This window comes from Rhizobium sp. G21, assembly GCF_014158035.1.
In the GTDB taxonomy this organism is placed as follows: Bacteria; Pseudomonadota; Alphaproteobacteria; order Rhizobiales; family Rhizobiaceae; genus Rhizobium_E.
Map to the genome: position 1 here is coordinate 2,805,484 of NZ_JACFXW010000001.1, position 19,517 is coordinate 2,825,000.

Here is a 19,517-nt window from a genome sequence, read left to right on the forward strand (position 1 = left end):
GGTCGGGCGGCCTGTGTTCCGCACAGGCTCGGTTGGAGGCGAGGAGGGGGCCGGACGGCTTTCGCCCTGCCGGACGCGGCGATCTGAACCGGCGAGGACCGAATGAATATCCATGTAAAGCCCGATGGCGTCACTGAGGCGGCGCTTGAAATCGTGCATCGGCTGAAGGGTCTCGAAGGCCCGTTGCTGCCGATCCTGCACGCCGTGCAGGAAGAATTCGGCTATGTGCCGGAAGACTGTCTGCCGGTCATCGCCCGCGAACTCAATCTGTCGCGCGCCGAGGTTCATGGCGTCGTCACCTTCTATCACGAATTCCGCCATCAGCCGGCCGGCCGGCATGTGCTGCGGCTCTGTCGCGCCGAAGCCTGCCAGTCCATGGGCGGGCGCGAGATCGCCGATCATGCCTGCCGCGAGCTCGGCCTCGACTGGCACGAGACCACGCCCGACGGCAAGGTCACGCTGGAGCCGGTCTATTGCCTCGGGCTCTGTTCCACCGCCCCCGCCGCGCAGCTGGACGGGGCGCTGCATGGCCGCCTGACCAAGGACGAGTTGTCCGCCCTTATCCAGGAGATCAGCGCATGACCGTCAAGATCTATGTCCCCCGCGATTCCGCAGCCCTCGCCCTCGGCGCCGAAAAGGTCGCCCAGGCGTTTCATGCCGAAATCGCCGCCCGCGGCCTCGACGCCGTCATCATCCGCAACGGCTCGCGCGGCCTGCATTGGCTGGAGCCGATGGTGGAAGTCGCCACGCCGGAAGGCCGCATCGCCTATGGTCCGGTCAAGGCCTCCGATGTCGCCGGCCTTCTCGACGCCGGCCTGATGACCGGGGCGGAGCATCCGCTCTGTCACGGGCGCACCAAGGCCATTCCCTTCCTGAAAAACCAGACGCGGCTGACCTTTGCCCGTTGCGGGATCATCGATCCCCTGTCGCTCGACGATTACCGCGCCCATGCGGGCCTGGCCGGGCTGGAAAGAGCCGTCAAACTCGATCCCTCCGACATCGTCCGCGAAGTCACCGAATCCGGTCTGCGCGGCCGGGGCGGCGCCGGCTTTCCCACCGGCATCAAGTGGAACACGGTCGCCCAGGCCCAGGCCGACCAGAAATACATCGTTTGCAACGCCGACGAAGGCGACAGCGGCACGTTCGCCGACCGCATGATCATGGAAGGCGATCCCTTCGTGCTGATCGAGGGTATGGCGATCGCCGGCCTCGCGGTGGGCGCGACGCGCGGCTATATCTACACCCGCTCGGAATATCCCAACGCCATCCTGATCATGCGCGAAGCCATCGAGATCGCCCGGGACGCCGGCGTGCTCGGCCCCTCCGTGCTTGGATCCGGCAAGGCCTTCGACATGGAAGTCCGGGTCGGCGCGGGCGCCTATGTCTGCGGCGAAGAGACGGCGCTGCTCAATTCGCTCGAAGGCAAGCGCGGCGTCGTCCGCGCCAAGCCGCCGCTGCCGGCGCTGCAGGGTTTCTTGGGACGTCCGACCGTGGTCAACAATGTCATCTCGCTTGCCTCCGTGCCGGTCATTCTCGATCGCGGCGCGGCCTTCTACAAGGATTTCGGCATGGGCCGTTCGCGCGGCACGATCCCGATCCAGATCGCCGGCAATGTCAAATATGGCGGCCTCTATGAGACGGCCTTCGGCCTGTCGCTCGGCGAAATCGTGCTGCATATCGCCGGCGGCACGGCCACCGGCCGCCCGGTCAAGGCCGTGCAGGTCGGCGGCCCGCTCGGCGCCTATTTCCCGACTGATCTCTTCGACACGCCCTTCGACTACGAAGCCTTCGCCGCCAAGGATGGGTTGATCGGACACGCCGGCATCACCGTGTTCGACGACAGCGCCGACATGCTGGCCCAGGCCAAATTCGCCTTCGAATTCTGCGCGGTCGAATCCTGCGGCAAATGCACCCCCTGCCGCATCGGCTCCACCCGCGGCGCCGAAGTGATCGACAAGATCCTGCAGGGAATCGAGGTCGAGAAGAACATGGCGCTCGTTAAGGATCTCTGCAACACGATGAAATTCGGCTCGCTCTGCGCGCTCGGCGGCTTCACGCCCTATCCGGTGATGAGCGCGATCACGCATTTCCCGGAGGATTTCGCGCCAGTTCCGATGCGGGAGGCGGCGGAGTGATGCGCCATAGCTTCCACATCCCGGGGAGCGCCCCCTCTGGCCTGCCGGCCATCTCCCCTCAAGGGGGAGATCGACCCGCGGCCAGCGCTTCGCCCAAGATCTCAGCTCGCAAGCATGTGCGCAGTTCTGCGACGCTCATGATGGCCGGCGGCGGCCGCTTCTTCCAATCTCCCCGTGAGGGGAGATGGCCGGCAGGCCAGAGGGGGTAGCCCCTCACGCCGGCGTCAATCCACTTTCCAGACCTTCAACCAGGAGGCCTTCCATGCCCCTCGTTTCTGAAATCGACTACGGCACCCCGGCGTCCAGGTCCGAAAAGACAGTCACGCTGACCATCGACGGCCAGACGATCAGCGTGCCCGAGGGCACGTCCATCATGCGCGCCTCGATGGAAGCCGGCATTCAGGTGCCGAAACTCTGCGCCACCGACATGGTCGACGCCTTCGGCTCCTGCCGCCTCTGTCTGGTGGAGATCGAGGGCCGCAACGGCACGCCGGCCTCCTGCACCACGCCGGCGGTGGACGGCCTCGTCGTTCACACCCAGACTTCGCGGCTGAAGGACATCCGCAAGGGGGTGATGGAGCTCTATATCTCCGATCATCCGCTCGACTGTCTCACCTGCGCGGCCAATGGCGATTGCGAGTTGCAGGATATGGCCGGCGCGGTCGGTCTGCGCGACGTGCGCTACGGTTATGAGGGCGACAATCACGTCAAGGCGCGCTCGACTGGCGGCGAGGTCAACGCCCGCTGGATGGCCAAGGACGAGAGCAATCCCTATTTCACCTATGACCCTTCCAAATGCATCGTATGTTCGCGCTGCGTGCGCGCCTGCGAGGAAGTGCAGGGCACGTTCGCGCTGACCATCGAGGGCCGCGGCTTCGACAGCCGCGTGTCGCCCGGCATGCATGAGCAGTTCCTGAATTCCGAATGCGTCTCCTGCGGCGCCTGCGTGCAGGCCTGCCCTACCGCGACGCTGACGGAAAAGTCGGTGATCGAGATTGGTCAGCCCGAACATTCCAAGGTCACCACCTGCGCCTATTGCGGCGTCGGCTGTTCCTTCAAGGCGGAAATGCGCGGCGAAGAACTGGTGCGCATGGTCCCTTGGAAGGATGGCAAGGCCAATCGCGGCCATTCCTGCGTCAAGGGCCGTTTCGCCTATGGCTACGCCACCCACAAGGATCGCATCCTCAATCCGATGATCCGCGAAAAGATCTCCGATCCCTGGCAAGAAGTCACCTGGGCGGAGGCCTATGCGCATGTCGCCTCGGAGTTCCGCCGCATCCAATACCAGTATGGCCGCGAGTCGATCGGCGGCATCACCTCGTCGCGCTGCACCAATGAAGAAACCTATCTGGTGCAGAAGCTGATCCGCGCCGGCTTCGGCAACAACAATGTCGATACCTGCGCCCGCGTCTGCCATTCGCCCACCGGCTATGGCCTCGGCCAGGCCTTCGGCACTTCAGCCGGCACGCAGGATTTCGACTCGGTCGAACACACCGATGTCGTCATCGTCATCGGCGCCAATCCGACCGAAGGCCATCCGGTGTTCGGCTCGCGCCTCAAGAAGCGCCTGCGCCAGGGCGCCAAGCTGATCGTCATCGATCCGCGCAAGATCGAGCTCGTCTCCTCGCCGCATGTGAAGGCGGACTATCACCTGCCGCTGAAGCCCGGCACGAACGTCGCCGTGGTGACCTCGCTCGCCCATGTCATCGTCACCGAAGGCCTGTTCGATGAGGCCTTCATCCGCGAACGCTGCGACTGGTCGGAATTCGAGGACTGGGCGGAGTTCGTTTCCGACGAGCGCCATAGCCCTGAAGCGCTCGCCGCCGTCACCGGCGTCGATCCGGAACTGGTGCGCGGCGCAGCCCGTCTGTTCGCCCGCGGCGGCAATGGCGCGATCTATTACGGTCTGGGCGTCACCGAACACAGCCAGGGTTCCACCACCGTCATGGCCATCGCCAATCTCGCCATGGCCACCGGCAATATCGGCCGGCCGGGCGTCGGCGTGAACCCGCTGCGCGGCCAGAACAATGTCCAGGGCTCCTGCGACATGGGCTCCTTCCCGCATGAACTGCCGGGCTACCGGCATGTGTCCGACGACGCCACCCGGTCCGTGTTCGAAAAACTCTGGGGCGTTACGCTCAGTAACGAGCCGGGCCTGCGCATTCCCAACATGCTGGACGCCGCCGTCGAAGGCACGTTCAAGGGCATCTATATCCAGGGCGAAGACATTCTGCAGTCCGACCCCGACACCAAGCATGTGTCGGCGGGTCTGGCGGCGATGGAATGCGTCGTGGTTCAGGATCTCTTCCTCAACGAGACGGCCAATTACGCCCATGTCTTCCTGCCCGGCTCGACCTTTCTTGAGAAGGACGGCACCTTCACCAATGCCGAGCGCCGCATCAATCGCGTGCGTAAGGTCATGAGCCCGAAAAACGGTTACGCCGATTGGGAAGTCACCCAGCATCTCGCCCAGGCGATGGGTCTCAACTGGACCTACCGCCATCCCTCCGAGATCATGGCCGAGATCGCCGCGACGACGCCCAGCTTCGCCGGCGTCAGCTATGATTACCTCGAAAAGATGGGCTCGGTGCAGTGGCCCTGCAACGAGAAGGCCCCCGAAGGTTCGCCGATCATGCATGTCGACGGCTTCGTGCGCGGCAAGGGCAAGTTCATCCGCACCGAATATGTGGCGACCGACGAGAAGACCGGCCCGCGCTTCCCGCTGCTGCTCACCACCGGCCGCGTGCTCAGCCAGTACAATGTCGGGGCGCAGACGCGCCGCACCGGCAACACCGCCTGGCATCCCGAGGACCGGCTGGAAATCCATCCGCATGACGCCGAAAATCGCGGCATCCGCGAGGGCGACTGGGTGCGTCTGGCCTCGCGCGCCGGCGAGACGTCACTCCGGGCGCTGATCACCGACAAGGTCGCTCCGGGCGTGGTCTACACCACCTTCCATCACCCGGTGACCCAGGCAAACGTCATCACCACGGATTTCTCGGATTGGGCGACCAATTGTCCGGAATACAAGGTGACGGCGGTGCAGGTGTCGCCGTCGAACGGTCCGTCGGAATGGCAGGAAGACTATAGCGAACTCTCCAGGCTCAGCCGCCGCATCGCCGGCAAGCTGGAAGCTGCGGAGTAAGGTTAGTGTTTGCGGATAGAGTTCACCCCCTCTGCCCTGCCGGGCATCTCCCCTCAAGGGGGAGTTCGGCAAGAGGCGTGGACACCGCCCTGCGCTTGCGCCTGCTCCTGAGCAACGAACTTTTGAGATGCCCGCCGAGAGAGCCCCAGCCAATCTCCCCCTTGAGGGGGAGATGTCCGGCAGGACAGAGGGGGTATGCCCCTTGCCTGAAGCGCTTGACCCCTCCCGCCGCGTCCCCGACCTCATCTTCCGGAACGACCGCTTCTCGCAAGATCACCGCATCGTCGCCGAAGAAAGCGCCGTCGCTCTCTCCTATGGCGGCTCCACCGAAGCGGTGATGATGGCCACCCCCGCTGATCTCGAGGATTTCGCCATCGGCTTCTCGTTATCGGAAGGCTTTGTCACTGATATCGGCGAGATCGAATCGATCGCCATCGAGCCCGCCTCAGGCGGCGTCGACCTGCAGATCGCGCTCAGCGACGATCTGGACCTGACGCTCCGCGCCCGCCGCCGGGCCAAGGCCGGCCCTGTTGGTTGTGGGTTGTGCGGGGTGGAATCGATCGAGGAGGCGCTGAAGCCCGCCGCCGACGTCTCCACCGCCAGCCTCCGCCTCGCGCCCGCCGACATCGCTCGCGCCATGGCGGAACTGACGCCGCGCCAGCCGCTCAACGCAGAGACCCGCGCGGTCCACGCCGCGGCCTTCTACATTCCCGGTCAGGGCCTCGTCGCCGTGCGCGAAGATGTCGGGTCACAACGCGCTCGACAAGCTGATCGGCGCGCTGGCCCGAGCCGGCGTCGATGGCGCATCCGGCGCTGTGATCATGACCTCGCGGCTCTCGGTCGAGCTGGTTCAGAAGACGGCCAAGCTGGGCTCGGGAGCGCTTATCGGCATTTCCGCCCCCACCGCTCTGGCCATCGACATGGCCGCCCGCGCCAGCATGACGCTCGTGGCGCTGGCGCGCGGCGAGGATTTCGACATTTTCACCGGCCAAGACCGGATCATCACGGGAGACAAAGCCGATGCAGCCTGACAAGCTCGTGCGCATGGCCAACCAGATCGCCACTTTCTTTCTGTCGCAGCCCGAAGCCGAGCGCGCCCCCGGCGTCGCTGCGCATATCAACAAGTTCTGGGAACCGCGCATGCGCCGCGCCTTTCTCGACCATGTCGACGACGGCGGCGAGGGGCTGTTGCCGCTGGTCATCGAGGCGGCAAAACTGGTCAAGCGTCCGGAGCCGCTGAAGGCGGCGGGGTGATCAATCCCGCTGCGCTGTTGCCGACATAATCTGTCTCCACTCTGCACCAACGCTCGACATCCTCTGGGGCGTCGAACGGAGAGACTCGCGGCGCAATGTTCGCACTATGCGATGGCCTCAACGCCAATCACCTCAATCTCGAACGCACTGAAATGCCGCATATTTCGTGTGACGACGGTAAGTTGGTGATATTTCGCCGTTCCGGCGATCATCGCATCTGAAGCGCCAGGATTGAAACCATCGGTGATAGCCTTGGCTTCGAATTCTCCGGAAACCCTGGCCACGGCTGCATCGACCGGCAAGATGAAATCTCCGAGCTTCGTGACGAGCGATTGCAGCCATTGTTCGAGGCTGCGGGCCTTACGTACAGCGCCCTTGCCCTCCAATAGTCGAACGCCTTTTTCAATTTCGTGGATCGACACGGCTGAGATGAAGATCCGGCTCTCCCGCGCTTCCGCCCAGACAACAAAACCTTCCGGCACATTCACGCGCCCCGGAGCAAGCAGGGAGAGCACATCGGTATCGAACAGATAGCCGCTCAAAGATCGATCTCGCGGGAAGGCATTCTGTTCCGTGAGAAAATCTCGTCGTCGAGATCGATATCGACCGGAAAGCGCTTGAGGTGATCGACCAGACTCGGGCGGTCCGCATCCAGAGCGCGCCTCGCCGCCTCCGCCGCCTCCAGGCTGACCAAAACCGCGGCAGGTTTACCGTGCCGAGTGATGGTCACGAATACGCCGGACGCCGCCTCATCCACCAGTCCCGACAGAGCCGCCTTGGCTTCCTTCACACCGACACTGGCCATAGAACTATCTCCGCTGTGACCACAAGAGACCACAATATAGTCTTCTTGCGTGCAATTCACAACGCCCATGTCCACCACACTCCTGTCATGCTAGGAGGCGCTAAACCACGACCTTCCTCAAGTCCGAGACCACCTCCATGCCCGCCGCCCTCTATTCCGATCTCACCGCCGACCTCCGCTCACTCCTGACCGAACTCGCCCAGACGCCCGAGCGCTTCCAGAGTTGGGACGTCCATATTGAGCTGGCCGCCGCGGGCGGGTTGGTGGTGTTGCAGACCAAGCGGGCCAAGGGCGTGGTCGACAGTTTGTTCTGGGGCCGTCCGCCCAAGGCTGCGGAGAACCGCCAGCTGCCCGAGGCGGCTGCTCACGCCGCCATCGACCGCTTTCTCGGTCTCGGCGCGCATCTCGCCCTCGCCGACGCCTTGCCGGCCGGCGTGACGCTCGACGAGAATTTTCCGCACTGCGCAGTCCGGCTTGCCTATCGCAAGAAGGCCGCGGCGAAATCGCGCTCGCTGTCGATGATCTTCATCGGCTTCAATGTTGCGGACGATGCGCAAGCCTATGCGACGCAAGCGGGCGAGACCCTGCCTTTGGCCTCGGCCCGACCGCTGATGACCGACAGACTTCATGAGTGGCGATAGCCGCCAGCCGCAAGGCCCCCGCGCCAGCCTTGCGCCAGTTTTGCCCGCTATAGCGATAGAACAATATCATCTGTCGTCGCGGGGGTCGGGGCGTGAGCATCAATATCGGTATGAGCGGATCTTTGGAAATCATCGCCTTCAGAGTCAATGACCAATCCTTCTGCGTGAAGACCGGCTCGATCCGGGAAATTCGCGGCTGGGCCCCGGTCACGCCCATCCCGCATTCGCCTTACGAAGTGCTGGGCGTCATCAATCTGCGCGGCACGGTCATTCCGATCATCGATCTCGCCGTCAAACTCGGCATGCCCGGCACCGAAGCCTCCGAACGCAGCGCCATCATCGTCACCGACGTCAACAAAATGACCGTCGGCCTCTTGGTCGAAGGCGTTTCCGACATCCTCACCGTGCCGGCCGACAGCCTGCAGCCGATCCCGACCAGCGCCGGCCAGAGCACCGCTTTTGCAGACGGCATTCTGGCGCATCAGAACCAGATGATCTGTTTCCTCAATCTCGAAAACCTGTTCTCCAGCACGCTCGCCTATGAAGGCGGCGGGGGCAGTTGCCGCAGGCGGCAGGCGCCGGCGGCTGGGAAGAGTTCTGATCGGATAGCTTTGGCTTATGGAATACCGATCGCCGATCTCGCAAGAGGTCGGCGATTTTGCATTTTAGCAACCTCTCCTTCGTCACCCTCGGGCTTGTCCCGAGGGTCTAAGACATCGAACGAAATCAAGACGTTGCAGATGCTCGGGACAGGCCCGAGCATGACGACGGAGGGGGCTTTTACTCTTCCGTCACCGTCAGCCCGACCTGCTCGTCCAGGATCATCCGGGTTAGCGAGCCATCGGCGGGATAGAGCGGGATCAGGCAGGCCTGCAGCGCATGGTAAATGTCGCCATTGCCGGGGAAGATCTCATGCGCCGGCGTAAGCGTCTCGGTCAGTTCCTCATGCCAGCCGCCTCTCGCGTGATCGAGGTGGTTCATGGCGATCTTGTTCCAGATCAGCCGGTAGCAATCCTCATGCATGTCGGAGGGCACATGGCGGATGAGATAGGCGGCGGCGGCGGCGCCTTCGCACATTGGCCACCAGAGTTTCATGCGTTTGGCCGGCTGGCCCTCCCAATCCAGCGTGTAGAAGAAGCCGCCATGCTTGCCGTCCCAGCCGAGCGCCATGGCCTGGGCGAACAATGCCTGCGCCGCCTCGGGAATCCAGTCGAGCTTGCGGTCGCCGAGCGCATAGAGCTGCAGGATCAGCCGCGCCCATTCCAGAGCATGCCCCGGCGTCGTGCCGGAGGGCCGGAACATCTCGTTCCCCGGTAATCCTTGAGAAGCGTCCAGTTCTCGTCGAAATGTTCGCCGACCACGAAGCCCGCTTCCCGCGCCTTGCGGTTGATGATCAGATCGGCGATGCGCTCGGCCATCTTCAGATAGCCCTCGTCCTCGGTCGCCTCATAGGCGGCCATCAGCGCTTCGGTGAGATGCATGTTGGAGTTCTGGCCGCGATAGCCGGCAACCGGCGTCCAGTCGGCTGAAAATTCCTCCGCGATGGCGTGGCGTGGCTTTCTTCCCAGAATTTGGTTTCGAGAATGGTGGTGACATCCTCCAGCATCGGATCGGCGAGCGGATGGCCGACCAGCAGCGCCGAGGAGGCGGCGAGCAGCACGAAAGCGTGGCCATAGCCCTGCTTGGTGGCGTCGACGGGGCCGTTGTCGTCCACCGACCAGAAATAGCCGCCATGTTCCGCATCGCGATGCCGCTCCCAGATGAAGCGCATGCCGTGATCGATGAGATCGGCGCAGCCGGGGCGGCCCATCAGATGGCCGATCACCATGCAATGGACCATGCGGGCGGCGAGATGGACGGGGCGGACGGGATTGTCGGCGTTGAGCACCGCGCCGTCAGGGCCGAATTCGAAAAAGCCGCCGTTCGGATTGATCGAGCGGAACTGGAAATAATCGAACAGCTTGCCGGCTTCCGCCTTCAGCCAGTCGCGATGGGTGGGCAGATCGAGCCAGCTGGTCGCGCTCATGGTCGGGGTCTCCTCCCTAAATAGTCTTTTTGGTTTCAGCCGAGTTCGGCCAGTCGCGTTTCGGCGAGCTTCACCCAATAGGACACGCCATAGGGGATGATCTCGTCGTTGAAATCGTAGCGTGGATTGTGAAGCCCCGCGCTGTCGCCATTGCCGATGAAGATGAAATTGCCGGGCCGGGCGTTGAGCATATAGGAGAAATCCTCCCCGCCCATCATCGCCGAGCCCTCGCCGTCGACATTCGGCGCGCCGGCGATCTCGGTTGCGATGCGCACGGCGGCGTCGGTCTGTGCGCCGTGATTGACGGTGACCGGGTAGCCGGTATGCACCCGCACGTCGGCTTCCGCGCCGAGCGCGACCGCCACGCCCTTGACGATCTCCTTCAGCCGCGTCTGCGCCTGGCTGCGCTGCTCGGCGTTCAGCGTGCGGATCGTGCCGCCGAGATGGGCTTCGTCGGGGATGACGTTCATCGCCGTGCCGGCGTTGAATTTCGTGACCGTCACCACGGTGGATTCGAACGGATCGGTGACGCGCGAGACGATGGTCTGCAGCGCCGAGACGATCTGGGCGGCGATGACGATCGGATCGACGCCGCGATGCGGCAACGCCGCATGCGCGCCCTTGCCGCGCACGGTGATCAGGAATTCGTCGGTCGAGGCCATGATCGGCCCCTTGCGGGTGGCGAATTTGCCGATCTCCAGGCCCGGCAGATTGTGCATGCCATAGACTTCGGCGATGCCGAAACGCTCCATCATGCCGTCGCGCACCATGGCGTCGCCGCCGCCGCCGCCCTCTTCGGCCGGCTGGAAGATCACCGCCACGGAACCAGCGAAATTCCGCGTCTCGGCGAGATAGCGGGCCGCGCCGAGCAGCATGGCGGTGTGTCCGTCATGGCCGCAGGCATGCATCTTGCCGGGCGTTTTGGAGGCCCAGGGCTTGCCGCTGATCTCGGTCATCGGCAGCGCGTCCATGTCGGCGCGCAGGCCGACCACCGGACCATCTCCTTGGCGCCCTTGATCAGCCCGACCACCCCGGTGCGGCCCAGGCCCTCGACCACCTCGTCGACGCCGAAGTCGCGCAGTTTGGCGGCGGCGAAAGCGGCCGTCCGCACCACGTCGTAATTCAGTTCCGGATGTTCATGAATGTCGCGGCGCCAGGCGGCGATTTCCGCCTGCATTTCGCCGGCGCGGTTGAGGATGGGCATTCCAGGCGATCCTTTCTCGGAGCGTCGACGCGCGGGGAGGCGCGAAAATGACCGGAAGAATAAAATACTTCTGCCATCTCCTTGCCATATAGGCTAAATACCGCCCGGTAAAGAAAGTTCTATGATGGCGATCGACGAGGCGAAGACGCGATGATGGCGGATGTCCGGCAAGGCGTGAACAGACTGCTCGCAGTGACCTTGGGTTTGGGCCTTGCCCTGGGCGGAACGCTGGCCGAAGCCGGTCCGCATATCCTGGTCGACATGAAGAGCGGCAAGGTGATCGAACACGAAGACGCCTTCCGGAAATGGTATCCCGCCTCGCTGACCAAGCTGATGACGGCCTATGTCGCTTTCCGCCAGATCGAGGCCGGCCGGGCCTCGCTGTCGACGCCGGTGGTGATGAGCAAGCTGTCGGCCGCCCAGCCCGCCTCGAAAATGTATCTCAAGGCCGGCGATTCCATGACGCTCGACGACGCGCTCAAGCTGCTGCTGGTCAAATCGGCCAATGATATCGCCTTCGCCATCGCCGAAAATCTCGGCGGCTCGGTGGAGAATTACGTCGGCATGATGAATGCCGAGGCCGCCAATCTCGGCATGACCTCGTCGCATTTCATCAATCCCAACGGCATGCCGGGCAAGGGCCAATACACCACCGCCCGCGATCTGGCGATCCTGACGTTGACGCTGCGCCACCGCTATCCGCAATATGCCGGCTATTTCGGCATCGAGGGCCTGCAGGTCGGCAAGAAGCAAATCCCCAATTACAACAAGCTGATCGGCCGCTTCGACGGCGCCGACGGCATGAAGACCGGCTTCATCTGCGCCTCTGGCTTCAACCAGGTCTCGACCGCCACCCGCGACGGCCGGCAGGTGCTCTCGGTCGTGCTCGGCTCCGACAGTCTGGTGGCGCGCGCCGAATTGTCGGCCTCGCTGCTCGAAAAGGGCCTGTCGATCAATTCCGACGGCGGCATGCCGCGCATCGACCGGCTGCCGGCCTACGGCGCGGGTCGCGAGGCGGTCAGCGACATTTCCGACGACATCTGCCCCAAGAAAGGCAAGAAGAAGGTGCGTTCGGAAGGCCATGACGATGTCAGCATGAAGGTCAAGTCGCCCTATCTGAAGCCGATCGGCCGGCCGCTGGTGCTGTCGCTCGTCACCATCACGCCAGCGGGCAAGCCGGCCACGAGCGCGGCCGGCGATGATGTCATCGCCAATATCCCGATCCCCGAGCCGAGGCCGATCAACTGATGGCCGCGCCTGCCGATCGCATCCCGGTCTCGATCCTGACCGGCTTTCTCGGCGCGGGCAAATCCACGCTGCTCAACCGGCTGCTGAAGCAACCCGAGATGGCCGACGCCGCCGTGATCATCAACGAATTCGGCGAAGTCGGCATCGATCATCTGCTGGTCGAAGCCTCCGATTCGGTCGTCGAATTGTCGAATGGCTGCCTGTGCTGCACGGTGCGCGGCGAGTTGACGGACACGCTCATGAACTTCCATGAAGCGATTGTGAGCGGCCGCATGAAACCGCTCTCGCGCGTGGTGATCGAAACCACCGGGCTCGCCGATCCCGCCCCGGTCATCCAGTCGATCATCGGCCATCCCGATCTCGCCCGCGTCTTTTCGCTCGACGGCGTCATCACCGTGGCGGATGCGGTCAACGGCGTCTCGACGCTGGAGCGGCATGAGGAAGCGCGCCGCCAGGCGGCGCTCGCCGATCGGCTGATCCTGTCCAAGAAATCGCTGGCCTCGGACGAGGCCGCCGCCGCACTGATCGCGCGGCTGCGCGGGCTCAATCCGCGCGCCGAACTGATCGACGGCGATTCCGCCCGCGCCAGCGCCTACGACACCTTCTCCGCCGGCCTGTTCGATCCGCGCACCCGCACCGCCGACGCCGCCCGCTGGCTGGCCGACGCCGCTCAGGACGATGATGATCATGTCTGCGACGATCATTGCGGCCATGATCATCACCGGCATCTCCGTCATCATAATGACGACCACCCTCACCACGGCGAGCACGACCATCATCACGGCGCTCACCACCATCACGATCAGGCGATCCGATCCTTTTCGATCACCCATGACCGGCCGATCGATCCTGCCGCCATCGGCATGTTCGTCGATCTGCTGCGTTCTGCGCATGCGGAAAGGCTGTTGCGGATGAAGGCCATCGTGCAGCTGAGCGACGATCCCGACCGTCCCTTGGTGCTGCATGGCGTGCAATCGGTGTTTCATCAGCCGGAGCGGCTGGCGTCCTGGCCCGGCGGGGACAGGCGCACCCGCATGGTGCTGATCACCCAGGATCTCGACGAAGACTTCGTCCGCTCGCTGTTCGACGCCTTCACCGGCCGCCCCCGGATCGATCGGCCGGATCGGCAGGCGCTGGAGGACAATCCGCTCGCCATTCCCGGTCTGCGGCTCTAGGCGCCCGAGCGCGGATCAACCGAACAGATAGAGCGTGGCTTCCGCCGCGCCATAGACCAGCGCCGCGGTGGCGCCCAGCGCCACCAGCGTCATCGCCAGCCCGCCGATCACCGCCAGTCCATCGCGCTGGATCAGCGCCGTGGAGATCACCATCAGCGCCAGCACCGGCAGGAAATTGCCGAAGGGAATGGGCAGCGCCACCGCCACCGCCAGCAGGAACACCGGCAGGCCCAGCATCCGCTGCACGCCGAGCCCCGTCAGGCCCTTCATCCGGTCGCGCTTCAGGAAGCGTTCGACCCGCGCCATGATCGGCGCGGTATAGCGGAAGGTCACGTCCAGCACGCGGGCTGAAATGCGCCGCCGGCCGAGAAAGCCCGGCAGCCAGATATGCCGCGCGCCCGCCATGATCTGCAGCGACACCAGCGCCAGCACCGTGCCGAACACCACGCCGAACGGGCCGGGGATCGGGCAGAGCGGCGGCAGCGACAGGATGAGGATGGTGAAGGCGATGCTGGTGCGGCCCATGGCCCCCACCACCTCGTCGAGGCTCAGGCTGCCATCGGGTGTCGCCGCGGCGCGCGCCACCAGACGTTCGAGCGTCTCGGTGGCCACGCCGCGGCGGGGCGGTTGCTGTTGTGTCGTATCGTCCATTCCGTCGCCTGTCAGTCGGTGCACCAGGTCTCGCGAAGCGCCTGCTTGTGACAAGTCCTGAGGGCGCTTTCGAGTTCCCTTTCGTCGATCGCGACGCCGCGTTCGGCGAAATCCGCCTTCAGTTGGCGCAGCACATCGGCGTCGCCGGGCTCTTCGTGATCCACGGCATGCAGCATCTCGGCATAGGCCGCGATTTCCCATCCCGACAGTGACAATCTGTCAGCCGCCCAATGGGCGATCAGCGCGTTGCGGCGCGCGCGGATATTGTCGTTGTCTACGTCATCAGCGGGTTCGCGACGAAGCGCGGCGGTATGAGGGGGCATCATTGTCTCCAGGGAATGCATGTCGATCTCCATGAAAGCGGGCGTCAGGCTTCACCCGCCTCTTCGCCGGATTCGCCCTTCATCAGCGAAAGCGCGGTCTGGCAGGAGGCGGGCCCGTCGGCGAGCAGGGATTCGGGCGAAGTCAGGCCGGTGGCGACGCTGAAGGCGGTGGTGGCGGCCCACCAGTAGTCGCCGGAGGCCTTCTGGATCAGTTGCGGGCCGATGGCGCCGGCGCAATCGCGGACGATCGCCGCAGTCTCGGGCGCGGATTTCAACCCGGCGATCTTGCCGTCGAGCTCCGCTGTCAGCGGATCGATGACGAAGAAGGCGATCAGTGCGGCGATGAAGTCGGACATTCAGTTTTTCCTTTCGGGCCTCTCCGGCGCGGCCTTGGGGCTCTGCGTCGCGGATGGAGGTGGGGGATGAGTTTGAGGCGCATTCCGCGCGCAGGCCTGCTCTGGCCCGCGGCCGGTCAGAGCCGCGCGGCGCTGGCCGGCTGGCGATAGATAGTCGCGGGAAACCGTCCCGACGCCTGACGCGGCTCGGAGCCATCCAGCCCAGGGCGGGCGGGCAGGGGATTGCGAGCGCCTGTGGTCAGGGGCGCGCGGACATGCGTCGTCATGGGGAAAATGGTCATGGCCCAGATCCTCTCGCCGGCAATCGCTGTCGGTAAGGTCCGACATCGTAAAAGCGCCGGCGGCTTCTACCAGAGGGGCCCGGACCAGGGTCGAGCCTAATCTGGGGAGTGATTCCGGCCTTTTCTAGACGGGAATGCGGAAAATTTTCGGATTTTGGGGGAGGACTGGTATTGGCGCGGTTGGCGCCCCGATCGCCCTTCTCCCCGCTAATCGCGGGGAGAAAGTGGCGGCAGCCGGATGAGGGCCCGTGCAGGCGGTCAACCGTATACAGACTAAAACCCTCTCCTCCGTCATGCTTGGGCTTGTCCCAAGCATCTACAACGGCATGATTTTGTTCACTGTCTTGGATCCTCGGGACAAGCCCGAGGATGACGACGGAGCGGAGGAAAACCCCTCCCCAACCCCTCCCCACAAGGGGAGGGGCTCGCGCCGCCTCACCCGCCGAGCCAAATCGGCCTCTCGTCCGCAGCGTGACCTGTGGCGCGCCGGCGGCAGCCCCGAGTTAAGCCCCTCCCCTGTGGGAGGGGTGGGGGAGGGCCTTCCTCAAAAAATCACCCTCCCGAAAATATTTTCATCCCCCACCATCCCACGCCCCTTATCCTCGTCTCGTCCCATCATCGGCTACACCGCGAGGCGTCGCGGCGAGATGGGGCCGGCGCTGGGGAAAGGGGGACGACGTGAACTCTCTTTCTCCGGGGCTTCGAGAAACGACGACCCCCGAAGACTGGGGACCTGGGCGTGAAAGCGTCCCCCAGAGTGGCGTCTCGCTAGGGACGTCATAGTAGGCCCGCTTCAGAGGCGGATTACCCGCAGGCTCGACCTGCGGCGACGAGCGTCAAGTTCGAGGCACAAACCGCCGAATGCGGGGCGCGATGAGCGTCATATTAAACTCACTTAACGAGGCGTTCTTCGCGCCCCGGCCGAGCCCTCATGGGCGAAGCGAGACAATGACGGACAACTCCGGGCGGGATGACGCGGCGGAGCGATTTGGCGCGCGGAACAGCCGCCTTTGCAAAGGATTGCGGATCATGCCTGATCATGACGATGAGCATATGGAAGACTTTCTGCTGGCGGTGGACCGTAGGATGACCGCACGCCATTGCCGTTTTTTCCAAAAGCCGTGTCGTAGCCGCTACTGCCGGCGCGCCCAGTCATGCCAGAGCATCCAGAGTCCGGGCGCTCGATTGACCTGTCATTCCGACAGTCAGTTCGCCTCGAACCTCAACCGTGTCAGGCTCATCATTCTCGATATTTTTCGAGCGCGTCATCAGATCATTCGCCGGCCCGACCTCTGGGAGGAATTTGCGGAATACAGGGGTATTGTGCTGGCCATGACGACTCTCCATCCGCGGAGCCCGCAATACCGGCGCTTCGAGGCCTGGCGCTCGAATTTTGAAAGCCTGGAAGCGCGCCGTGCGGCCGGCGAATTCGACAAGCCCATCGACACGCAGGCGATCCTCGCCGAGGCCAGGGCGGAACTCGCCGAAACCGAGAGAATGTTGAAGAAATACAATATCGACTGATCGCCGGGCCGCGCCTTCTTGACGAAGCGCAAGCCTCGCAAAACAAACAGCAAACATGGTCTTTTCCGCCCTCTTTATTTTGATCGGGGTCATTCCCATATGCGGCTCAAGAAGCGAAAGACTTCCCGGGCTCGCCACGTATGGGGGCTCGATCCTGACAGACGCCGCGCGCCTCAAGGGCGCGGCGGGAAACGGAGACGATCATGGACTTGCAGAAATATTCCGAACGCGTGCGCGGCTTTCTCCAGAATGCGCAGACCTTTGCGCTGGGTGAAGGCAATCCGCAATTCACCGCCGAACATGTGCTGAAGGCGCTGCTCGACGACGACCAGGGCATGGCGGCCTCGCTGATCACGCGGGCCGGCGGCGATCCGAAGATCGCTAAGCTCGCCAATGACGAGGCGCTGCGCAAGCTGCCGAAGACTTCCGGCGGCAATGGCCAGATCTCGCTGTCGCAGCCGCTCGCCCGGGTGTTCAACACGGTGGAAGATGTCGCCAAGAAAGCCGGCGACAGTTTCGTCACCGTCGAACGCCTGCTGGTGGCGCTTGCGGTTGAAACCTCCGCCTCGACCGCCGACACGCTGAAGAAGTCCGGCGCCACCGCGCAGGCGCTCAATCAGGTGATCAACGACATCCGCAAGGGCCGCACCGCCGATTCGGCCAATGCCGAACAGGGCTTCGATTCGCTGAAGAGATACGCCCGCGACCTCACCGCCGAGGCCCGCGAGGGCAAGCTCGACCCGGTGATCGGCCGCGACGACGAAATCCGCCGCACGATCCAGGTCCTGTCGCGCCGCACCAAGAACAATCCGGTGCTGATCGGCGAGCCGGGCGTCGGCAAGACCGCCATCGCCGAGGGGCTTGCGCTGCGCATCGTCAATGGCGACGTCCCGGAAAGCCTCAAAGAGAAGAAGCTCATGGCGCTCGACATGGGCTCGCTGATCGCCGGCGCGAAATTCCGCGGCGAATTCGAAGAGCGGCTGAAAGCCGTGCTCAACGAAGTGCAGTCTGAGAACGGCGAGATCATCCTGTTCATCGACGAGATGCACACGCTGGTCGGCGCCGGCAAGGCGGATGGCGCGATGGACGCCTCCAATCTCTTGAAGCCCGCTTTGGCGCGCGGCGAGTTGCATTGCGTCGGCGCGACCACGCTCAACGAATATCGCAAGCATGTCGAGAAGGACGCCGCACTCGCCCGTCGCTTCCAGCCCGTTTTCGTCGAGGAGCCCAAGGTCGAGGATACGATCTCGATCCTGCGCGGTCTCAAGGAAAAATACGAGCAGCATCACAAGGTGCGGATCTCCGATTCGGCGCTGGTGGCTGCGGCGACCCTGTCCAACCGCTACATCACCGACCGTTTCCTGCCCGACAAGGCCATCGACCTGATGGACGAAGCCGCCTCGCGTCTGCGGATGCAGGTGGATTCCAAACCCGAAGAGCTCGATGAACTCGATCGACGCATCATGCAGCTGAAGATCGAGCGCGAAGCGCTCAAGAAGGAAACCGACCAGGCCTCGCATGACCGGCTGGAAAAGCTGGAAGCGGATCTGACCGGTCTCGAGGAACAGGCCGATGCGCTGACCGCCCGCTGGCAGTCGGAAAAGCAGAAGCTCGGCCTCGCCGCCGATCTCAAGAAGGCGCTCGACGACGCGCGCAACGAACTCGCCATCGCCCAGCGCAAGGGCGAGTATCAGCGCGCCGGCGAGCTGGCCTATGGCACGATTCCCGCGCTCGAAAAGCAGTTGGTCGACGCCGAAAATCGCGAAGGCCAGGCAGCGGCCATGGTGCAGGAGGTGGTCACCCCCGACCATATCGCCCATATCGTCTCGCGCTGGACCGGCATTCCGGTCGACAAGATGTTGGAGGGCGAACGCGACAAGCTGCTCCGGATGGAAGACATGCTCGGCGCCACGGTCGTCGGCCAGGGCGACGCGGTGCAGGCCGTCTCGCGCGCCGTCCGCCGCGCCCGCGCCGGCCTGCAGGATCCGAACCGGCCGATCGGCTCGTTCATCTTCCTCGGCCCGACCGGGGTGGGCAAGACCGAACTGACCAAGTCGCTGGCCCGCTTCCTGTTCGACGACGAGACCGCGATCACGCGCATGGACATGTCGGAATATATGGAGAAGCACTCCGTCTCGCGTCTGATCGGCGCGCCTCCGGGCTATGTCGGTTACGAGGAAGGCGGCGCGCTGACCGAAGCCGTGCGGCGCCGGCCCTATCAGGTCGTGCTGTTCGACGAGATCGAAAAGGCCCATCCCGACGTCTTCAACGTCCTGCTGCAGGTGCTCGACGACGGCCGCCTGACCGATGGTCAGGGCCGCACCGTCGACTTCAAGAACACGATCATCATCATGACCTCCAATCTGGGCGCGGAATTCCTCACCCAGCTCGGCGAGAATGACGAGGTCGACAGCGTGCGCGAGATGGTCATGAATGTGGTCAAGGCTTCGTTCCGGCCGGAATTCCTCAACCGCGTCGACGAGATCATCCTGTTCCATCGCCTGCATCGCAAGGAGATGGGCGCGATCGTCGAGATCCAGCTCACCCGCCTCGCCAAGCTCTTGGCCGACCGCAAGATCGTGCTGGAACTCGGGCAGGACGCCCGCGCCTGGCTGGCCGACAAGGGCTACGACCCGGTCTACGGCGCGCGTCCGCTGAAGCGGGCGATCCAGCGCTATGTGCAGGATCCGCTGTCGGAGCGGCTGCTGTCGGGCGAATTCGCCGATGGATCCAAGATCCATGTCGCGGC

General features: G+C 64.1%; 15 protein-coding genes and 4 pseudogenes (1 of these 19 running past the window's edge). 11 read left to right on the plus strand and 8 right to left on the minus strand.

All coding sequences use genetic code 11. The features are described from left to right. The first annotated feature begins 102 nt into the window (after positions 1-102). From H2O14_RS14265 to H2O14_RS14285, 5 genes and pseudogenes are all read left to right on the plus strand, one after another. Positions 103-582 carry a formate dehydrogenase subunit gamma gene (locus tag H2O14_RS14265; protein WP_182828178.1) on the plus strand — a complete coding sequence of 160 codons (480 nt, stop codon included), beginning with the start codon at positions 103-105 and terminating at the stop codon, positions 580-582. Then, the gene (locus H2O14_RS14270) at positions 579-2,135 is read left to right on the plus strand and encodes an NADH-quinone oxidoreductase subunit NuoF (RefSeq protein WP_182828179.1); all 1,557 of its coding nucleotides are present in this window, start codon (positions 579-581) and stop codon (positions 2,133-2,135) included. Before H2O14_RS14265 ends, H2O14_RS14270 begins: the two co-directional genes overlap by 4 nt. Before the next feature lie 262 nt (positions 2,136-2,397). Further along, a complete protein-coding gene (gene fdhF, locus H2O14_RS14275; protein WP_182828180.1) occupies positions 2,398-5,280 on the plus strand; it encodes a formate dehydrogenase subunit alpha in 2,883 nt (960 codons plus the stop codon). Between the two features lie 172 nt (positions 5,281-5,452). Continuing rightward, positions 5,453-6,311: pseudogene (fdhD, locus tag H2O14_RS14280) on the plus strand (formate dehydrogenase accessory sulfurtransferase FdhD). Continuing rightward, complete coding sequence (locus tag H2O14_RS14285) at positions 6,301-6,534, plus strand: formate dehydrogenase subunit delta (RefSeq protein ID WP_182828181.1); 234 nt, start codon at positions 6,301-6,303, stop codon at positions 6,532-6,534. Before fdhD ends, H2O14_RS14285 begins: the two are co-directional and overlap by 11 nt. 104 nt (positions 6,535-6,638) lie before the next feature. Here the strand turns inward: H2O14_RS14285 and H2O14_RS14290 are convergent, their stop codons facing one another. Further along, positions 6,639-7,076 carry a type II toxin-antitoxin system VapC family toxin gene (locus tag H2O14_RS14290; protein ID WP_182828182.1) on the minus strand — a complete coding sequence of 146 codons (438 nt, stop codon included), beginning with the start codon at positions 7,074-7,076 and terminating at the stop codon, positions 6,639-6,641. Then, the gene (locus H2O14_RS14295) at positions 7,073-7,339 is read right to left on the minus strand and encodes a type II toxin-antitoxin system Phd/YefM family antitoxin (protein WP_182828183.1); all 267 of its coding nucleotides are present in this window, start codon (positions 7,337-7,339) and stop codon (positions 7,073-7,075) included. The genes H2O14_RS14290 and H2O14_RS14295 overlap by 4 nt, the downstream gene beginning before the upstream one ends. 137 nt (positions 7,340-7,476) lie before the next feature. Between H2O14_RS14295 and H2O14_RS14300 the strand changes: the two genes are divergently transcribed. Continuing rightward, the gene (locus H2O14_RS14300) at positions 7,477-7,980 is read left to right on the plus strand and encodes a hypothetical protein (RefSeq protein WP_182828184.1); all 504 of its coding nucleotides are present in this window, start codon (positions 7,477-7,479) and stop codon (positions 7,978-7,980) included. Positions 7,981-8,090: 110 nt separating this feature from the next. After that, positions 8,091-8,519, plus strand: a pseudogene (locus H2O14_RS14305) (chemotaxis protein CheW); the annotation flags it as partial. 241 nt (positions 8,520-8,760) lie between these two features. Here H2O14_RS14305 and H2O14_RS14310 read toward each other — a convergent pair. Continuing rightward, positions 8,761-10,006 (minus strand): annotated as a pseudogene (locus tag H2O14_RS14310) (AGE family epimerase/isomerase). 35 nt (positions 10,007-10,041) lie between these two features. Further along, positions 10,042-11,210: pseudogene (locus H2O14_RS14315) on the minus strand (M20 aminoacylase family protein). A 153-nt stretch (positions 11,211-11,363) separates the two neighbouring features. Between H2O14_RS14315 and H2O14_RS14320 the strand changes: the two are divergent. Together H2O14_RS14320 and H2O14_RS14325 are read left to right on the plus strand one after the other, a co-directional pair. Beyond that, positions 11,364-12,458, plus strand: coding sequence for a D-alanyl-D-alanine carboxypeptidase family protein (locus H2O14_RS14320; RefSeq protein WP_409526953.1), 1,095 nt, complete (start codon positions 11,364-11,366; stop codon positions 12,456-12,458). Next, positions 12,458-13,633, plus strand: coding sequence for a CobW family GTP-binding protein (locus H2O14_RS14325; protein WP_182828186.1), 1,176 nt, complete (start codon positions 12,458-12,460; stop codon positions 13,631-13,633). The genes H2O14_RS14320 and H2O14_RS14325 overlap by 1 nt, the downstream gene beginning before the upstream one ends. 15 nt (positions 13,634-13,648) lie before the next feature. Here the strand turns inward: H2O14_RS14325 and H2O14_RS14330 are convergent, their stop codons facing one another. The 4 genes from H2O14_RS14330 to H2O14_RS14345 all read right to left on the minus strand — a co-directional run bounded on the left by H2O14_RS14330 (position 13,649) and on the right by H2O14_RS14345 (position 15,244). Further along, positions 13,649-14,284: an exopolysaccharide biosynthesis protein gene (locus H2O14_RS14330; RefSeq protein WP_182828187.1), complete on the minus strand. Its 636-nt coding sequence runs from the start codon at positions 14,282-14,284 to the stop codon at positions 13,649-13,651. Between the two features lie 11 nt (positions 14,285-14,295). After that, complete coding sequence (locus tag H2O14_RS14335; protein WP_182828188.1) at positions 14,296-14,607, minus strand: ATPase inhibitor subunit zeta; 312 nt, start codon at positions 14,605-14,607, stop codon at positions 14,296-14,298. A gap of 44 nt (positions 14,608-14,651) precedes the next feature. Beyond that, complete coding sequence (locus H2O14_RS14340; protein WP_182828189.1) at positions 14,652-14,963, minus strand: hypothetical protein; 312 nt, start codon at positions 14,961-14,963, stop codon at positions 14,652-14,654. A gap of 116 nt (positions 14,964-15,079) precedes the next feature. After that, the gene (locus H2O14_RS14345; RefSeq protein WP_182828190.1) at positions 15,080-15,244 is read right to left on the minus strand and encodes a hypothetical protein; all 165 of its coding nucleotides are present in this window, start codon (positions 15,242-15,244) and stop codon (positions 15,080-15,082) included. 861 nt (positions 15,245-16,105) lie between these two features. Between H2O14_RS14345 and H2O14_RS14350 the strand changes: the two genes are divergently transcribed. Beyond that, the gene (locus tag H2O14_RS14350) at positions 16,106-16,768 is read left to right on the plus strand and encodes a hypothetical protein (RefSeq protein WP_210275452.1); all 663 of its coding nucleotides are present in this window, start codon (positions 16,106-16,108) and stop codon (positions 16,766-16,768) included. Between the two features lie 203 nt (positions 16,769-16,971). After that, on the plus strand, positions 16,972-19,517 hold the 5' portion of the coding sequence (clpB, locus tag H2O14_RS14355; RefSeq protein ID WP_182828192.1) for an ATP-dependent chaperone ClpB. It continues 58 nt past the right edge of the window; only the first 2,546 of its 2,604 coding nucleotides appear in the window; the start codon lies at positions 16,972-16,974; its stop codon lies beyond the right edge, outside the window.

Excerpts from the sequence above, each read along its gene's own strand:
- H2O14_RS14265 (WP_182828178.1), top strand. The coding sequence starts at position 103 with ATGAATATCCATGTAAAGCCCGATGGCGTCACTGAGGCGGCGCTTGAA.
- H2O14_RS14270 (WP_182828179.1), top strand. The coding sequence starts at position 579 with ATGACCGTCAAGATCTATGTCCCCCGCGATTCCGCAGCCCTCGCCCTC.
- fdhF (WP_182828180.1), top strand. The coding sequence starts at position 2,398 with ATGCCCCTCGTTTCTGAAATCGACTACGGCACCCCGGCGTCCAGGTCC.
- H2O14_RS14285 (WP_182828181.1), top strand. The coding sequence starts at position 6,301 with ATGCAGCCTGACAAGCTCGTGCGCATGGCCAACCAGATCGCCACTTTC.
- H2O14_RS14295 (WP_182828183.1), bottom strand. The coding sequence starts at position 7,339 with ATGGCCAGTGTCGGTGTGAAGGAAGCCAAGGCGGCTCTGTCGGGACTG.
- H2O14_RS14300 (WP_182828184.1), top strand. The coding sequence starts at position 7,477 with ATGCCCGCCGCCCTCTATTCCGATCTCACCGCCGACCTCCGCTCACTC.
- H2O14_RS14320 (WP_409526953.1), top strand. The coding sequence starts at position 11,364 with ATGGCGGATGTCCGGCAAGGCGTGAACAGACTGCTCGCAGTGACCTTG.
- H2O14_RS14325 (WP_182828186.1), top strand. The coding sequence starts at position 12,458 with ATGGCCGCGCCTGCCGATCGCATCCCGGTCTCGATCCTGACCGGCTTT.
- H2O14_RS14330 (WP_182828187.1), bottom strand. The coding sequence starts at position 14,284 with ATGGACGATACGACACAACAGCAACCGCCCCGCCGCGGCGTGGCCACC.
- H2O14_RS14335 (WP_182828188.1), bottom strand. The coding sequence starts at position 14,607 with ATGCCCCCTCATACCGCCGCGCTTCGTCGCGAACCCGCTGATGACGTA.
- H2O14_RS14340 (WP_182828189.1), bottom strand. The coding sequence starts at position 14,963 with ATGTCCGACTTCATCGCCGCACTGATCGCCTTCTTCGTCATCGATCCG.
- H2O14_RS14345 (WP_182828190.1), bottom strand. The coding sequence starts at position 15,244 with ATGACCATTTTCCCCATGACGACGCATGTCCGCGCGCCCCTGACCACA.
- H2O14_RS14350 (WP_210275452.1), top strand. The coding sequence starts at position 16,106 with ATGCGGGGCGCGATGAGCGTCATATTAAACTCACTTAACGAGGCGTTC.